Raw genomic sequence first — 387 nt, 5'->3', positions numbered from 1 at the left:
CGTCCGGCGCGTGCGCACGCGAACCGGCCGGGCGGCTTGCGAGAGTGGACACGTGGTCTCCCTCGTCGCGCGCCTGCCCCGCAGGAGTTCCGACGGCGGGGACGGCGGCCGGCCTCTCCCCGCGGTGGGGCTCTCCGCCGCCGCGGCCCTCGCGGTCACCGTCGCCGGGCTGGCGGGGCTCTCGCTGGCCCTCGGCGTCGTCTCCGCCCTCGATCCGACGGGCGGCCTGCCGGTCGGCGGCTCGGTGGCGCTCGCCGGACGGCTCTGGCTGCTGGCCCAGGGGGGCGCCTTCACCGTCGGGTCCGGACCGATCGCGCTCGCCCCGCTGCTGCTGACCCTCGGCATCGCGTGGGGGTTGTCCGGAGCCGGCCGGGCGGTGGTCCGCGC

At 79.6% G+C, this 387-nt stretch carries 1 pseudogene; it reads left to right on the top strand.

The window, feature by feature from the left end:
* Positions 1-52 precede the first annotated feature (52 nt).
* Positions 53-387: pseudogene (locus tag A6V29_RS09320) on the top strand (DUF6350 family protein); the annotation flags it as partial.

The sequence above is a fragment of the Blastococcus sp. CCUG 61487 genome, assembly GCF_005222955.1.
In the GTDB taxonomy this organism is placed as follows: Bacteria; Actinomycetota; Actinomycetes; order Mycobacteriales; family Geodermatophilaceae; genus Blastococcus.
Note: the sequence above shows the minus strand (reverse complement) of the source record. Positions and strands in the feature narration are given on the sequence as shown.